This window comes from Thermoproteota archaeon, from assembly GCA_030130125.1.
Classification (GTDB): Archaea; Korarchaeota; Korarchaeia; order Korarchaeales; family Korarchaeaceae; genus Korarchaeum.
In genome coordinates this window covers 1-4,377 of sequence record JARZZM010000056.1, presented here as the reverse complement: position 1 = coordinate 4,377, position 4,377 = coordinate 1, and the positions used below count along the sequence as shown (strand labels likewise).

3 protein-coding genes are annotated in these 4,377 nt (G+C 56.2%); 1 reads left to right on the top strand and 2 read right to left on the bottom strand.

Features of this window, described 5'->3' with window-relative positions; translation table 11 throughout:
• The first annotated feature begins 56 nt into the window (after positions 1-56).
• Positions 57-2,711 carry a pyruvate, phosphate dikinase gene (gene ppdK, locus QI197_07845; GenBank protein ID MDK2373270.1) on the top strand — a complete coding sequence of 885 codons (2,655 nt, stop codon included), beginning with the start codon at positions 57-59 and terminating at the stop codon, positions 2,709-2,711.
• Here the strand turns inward: ppdK and QI197_07840 are convergent.
• Both QI197_07840 and QI197_07835 read right to left on the bottom strand, forming a co-directional pair.
• Positions 2,705-3,121: a hypothetical protein gene (locus QI197_07840; GenBank protein MDK2373269.1), complete on the bottom strand. Its 417-nt coding sequence runs from the start codon at positions 3,119-3,121 to the stop codon at positions 2,705-2,707. The genes ppdK and QI197_07840 overlap by 7 nt on opposite strands.
• A gap of 42 nt (positions 3,122-3,163) precedes the next feature.
• A partial coding sequence (locus QI197_07835; protein ID MDK2373268.1) for a PQQ-binding-like beta-propeller repeat protein occupies positions 3,164-4,377 on the bottom strand: 1,214 nt, incomplete at its 5' end.

The following is a 4,377-nucleotide window of genomic DNA, read 5'->3' as shown; positions in this document are numbered from 1 at the left end:
GAAGCTCTGATCCCACCTAACGAATAAAAGTTCCTTTCTCCTCTATCATCCGGTGCATGTCGTTGAAGAAGCTGGTATACACGTATGATGAGGCGGATCCCCGGAACCGGAAGCTACTGGGTGGCAAGGGGGCTGGTCTAGTTCTGATGTATAAGCAGGGCCTCCCCGTACCTCCCGGATTCACCATAACCACGGAAGCCTGTAGGGAGTTCTACGAGAGGGGTGAAAGGCTCCCTGGGGGCCTGATGGATCAGGTAAGGGAGGCCATGAAATGGCTGGAGTCCAAGACGGGAAAGAGGTTCGGCGACCCATCCAATCCCCTGCTGGTGTCGGTGAGGAGCGGCGCTCCGGTATCCATGCCCGGGATGATGGACACCATACTCAACTTGGGGATCAACGACGAGATCGTCGAGTCCCTAGCTAGGATGACGGGGGATGAGAGGTTCGCCTACGATGTTTACAGGCGCTTCCTTCAGATGTTCGGTACCACGGTCCTCGGGTTGGATAAGAAGGTGTTCGACGAGATCCTAGAAGAGGTCAAGGCCCGCAGGGGTGCGAAGAGCGACGCTGATCTGACCGCGGAGGACCTGAAGGAGGTGGTGAGGAGGTACAAGGAGGTGCTGGGTGACCGGTTCCCACAGGATCCATGGAAGCAGCTTGAACTCGCCATAGAGGCTGTCTTCAGATCGTGGAATTCGCCGAGGGCAGTTTACTACAGGAAGGCCAACAGGATAACTCCGGATATAGCGGATGGAACTGCCGTGAATGTCGTTGCCATGGTGTACGGGAACATGGGCTGGGACTCTGGCACTGGCGTGCTGTTCACTAGGGATCCGGCTACTGGTGAGGACGTGCTGTACGGCGAGTTCCTGCCGAATGCCCAGGGAGAGGATGTGGTGGCGGGAATAAGGACGCCAAAGAGCATAGATGATCTGAGGAGGGAGAGGCCGGATCTCTACCAGCAGCTGTACGAGATGGCGAAGAAGCTAGAGAGGTTGAAGAAGGAGGTTCAGGATATAGAGTTCACGATAGAGAGAGGAAAGGTCTACCTGTTGCAGACGAGGAACGGGAAGATGACTCCGCTGGCTAGAGTCAGGACCGCGGTTGCGATGGTCAAGGAGGGCCTGATCACAAAGGAGGAGGCTCTAGCGAGGATGAAACCCGAACATATAACGGGGCTCCTCTATCCCAGGGTAGACGAGAAGTATTTGAGGGAGAAGGGTATTCAGCCAATTGCTAAGGGGTTGAACGCATCGCCGGGAGCGGCAACAGGTAGGGTGGTCTTCGATGCCGACACTGCCGTCGAGTGGGCCGAGAGGGGAGAGAAGGTCATACTGGTCAGGGAGGAAACCAAGCCGGATGATGTGCATGGCTTCTACGCGGCCCAAGGGGTGCTCACCAGCAGGGGAGGGATGACGAGCCACGCCTCGGTGGTTGCGAGGGCCATAGGGAAGCCAGCTGTGGTAGGCGCTGAGGACATAAGGATAGATCACGAGAGGAGAGAGTTCCGCGTCGGCGATATCGTGGTTAGGGAGGGCGACGTCATAACAATAGACGGCTTCACCGGCAGCATTTACTTGGGGGAGATACCCACTGCCAAGACGAAGCTGCCCAGTGAATTCTTCGAGCTACTTGGATGGGCCGATGAGGTGAGGAGACTTGGCGTGAGAGCCAATGCAGACACGCCCGAGGATGCGAGAATAGCTAGGGAGTTTGGAGCGGAGGGGATAGGACTTCTCAGGACGGAGAGGATGTTCAGGCAGCCTAAGAGATTGGAGATCTTCCAGCACGTGATAATGGCCAGGGACGAGAGGGAGAGAAGGGAAGCTCTGAAGGAACTCGTTCCCCACCTCAAGAGGGATTTCCTAGAGATATTCAGGGTCATGGAGGGATTGAAGGTTACGGTCAGGCTCTTCGATCCACCGTTGCACGAGTTCCTCCCCAGCCCAGAGGAGTTACTCGAGAGGATATGCGAGGCAAGGCTGAAGGGAGATGAGGGCGAGGTGGAGAGGCTGGAAGAGGTATTGAAGAGGGTCAGGGAGCTCAAGGAGGCCAATCCCATGATGGGACATAGGGGCGTGAGGCTCGGCGTCACCAACCCCGAGATATACGAGGCTCAGGCTAGGGCCATAGCTGAGGCTTACCTCGATCTGAGGAGGGAGGGCAAGGACCTCCACCTCCAGATAATGATACCCCAGGTCTGCGACTTCAGGGAGATAAGGTACGTGAAGGAGCACGCTATCGAGCCTGTGCTGGAGGAGCTGGGCGTTAAAGCTGCGATAGGCACCATGATTGAAGTGGTCAGGGCCTGCCTCACCGCTGATAAGATCGCCAAGGAAGCGGAATTCTTCAGCTTCGGGACCAACGACCTGACCCAGGGCACCTTCACCTTCAGCAGGGACGACGTTGAGAACAAGTTCATGCACGACTACTTGGAGAAGGGGATACTGGACTTCGACGTCTTCCAGTCCCTCGATTTCGAGGGAGTGGGCGAGCTGATGAGGATAGCTGTGGAGAAGGGCAGAGGGGCTAATCCTAACCTGGAGGTAGGCATATGCGGGGAGCACGGTGGAGATCCTAGAAGTATAGAGTTCTGCCACCGCATCGGCCTAGACTATGTGAGCGCTTCCCCTTACAGGGTGCCTGTAGCCAGGCTTGCCGCGGCCCATGCGGTTTTGAGGGAGAAGGGAGTAGAGTTCCCCGCTTACTGATCCTCCCTTTTCTTCCCGCCTGCTCTTCCACCTGCTTCTGATACTCCCCTCAGGAACTCTCCCCGTTTGGAGGCTGACCTGAGACGTAACCATGTACCCAGAAGGAAAGCCAGTAGCACGACACCCACGATCCCAAAAGCGGTGGGTATCCGCTCCCGCGATGCTAGCACCGACACCCGCGTGGGCCGCACCGTGGTGCCTGAACTTGGGGGCACTGCTTCAGACACGCCCCTCTCTTCAGCTTTCACTCCCGTTCCCCGTATCTCGATCTCCCCTACTGTCAAGAGCGCTAGGGCAGGTCCCCTTGGCCCGCAGAACAGGCCATCTACTCCCCCTTCCAGTTCCCTGACCTGCTTCAGGGAGCCGTCATTAGCAAGCGAGTACACCTTACCTGTGATGTCTCCCAGCAATATTCCCTCCTCGCCCGCGCACAGTCCACGCCACCAACCTGGTTACTGATTTAGAGCTAAATCCTTGGACCAGATGATCTCTCCTGTCGACATGCTCATTCGCAACAATTCAAAGGCGATTCCACCGCTCCTGTAAATGTAGAGTAGTGCGTCATTCTCTCTGACGGGAATGAAATTCGAGAGGTTTCCATTGATCCTGAACGACCTTACTACGGTGCCGTTTGTGGAGAGCAGGTAAGCTGTCCCCTCACCGGTTGACAGGAGGTATCGGTTGCGCAAGGTGACCAGCATGTTCGGATATGAGTCCAGATCGAACCTCCACTTAATCTCGCCCCTCAGGGATGTGAGAAATACCTCCTTCCCGGAGGTGAAGATTATCTCCCGCCAGTCGGGTGAGGGAAGGGCCAATGGTTCGTCGCACGACTTAGCGAAGAGGGCTTCAGCGCTCCCGTTCGAGTTCTCGTAGACAAAAATCGTGTCATCATCGAAGACGGCTAGGAGGTACCTAGCATCGTCCGATGAGAATGCGCACTCGGGGGACGCGACCTCCCTATTTACCCTCCAGACGACTGATCCATCCGTCGAGTTAAGGACCAGAACGGTGCCGTTTATAAGGGAGGCCGTCACCACCCCGCCCAAATATGAGAATCGAATCGAATTGGGAAAGTCGAAGAGCCCGTAGGGCAGGAGAAGGGACCATTTCCTTCCATTGACATCGTAAACGGAGATCTTTCCTATGGAACCGACGGCTACCGCGACCCCCTCATCGTAGAGGATCTCATCGACCCGCATACAGGGATCCATGAGCATCCCCTCATCTCCGAGCTCCCTGACCGTCTCATCGAGGGAGTATATGGTTCTAGAGTCCCCCCACAGGATTATTCGGCTCCCATCCGGCGATGTCCTTATCCCTCTGACGAAAAACGGCTTCCTGAACTCCTCAACCGTGTTTCCTGATTCATCTAATATCAGAACTCGGGTGCCGTTCCCCGTGGGTATCGTGACGGCCATCCTCCTGTGATCGGGGAGGAAGGTTCCCCCGAGTATTATACCATGGAAACTCTGGGACCAGATCTCGTCTCCTGAGGGGGGGTAAAGGGTCACCGTGTTCATTTGTATGATCGCGTAGTATCCCTCGTCGTCCACTAAGGGCTCCATGGTGAAAACCTCCTTGAAGTGAGGGTCCCTCTCACCTGTGGTGGTGTTGAACACCGTCAGCACGTAATCCTCCAGCACAGCCAGATACTTGCCCTTGG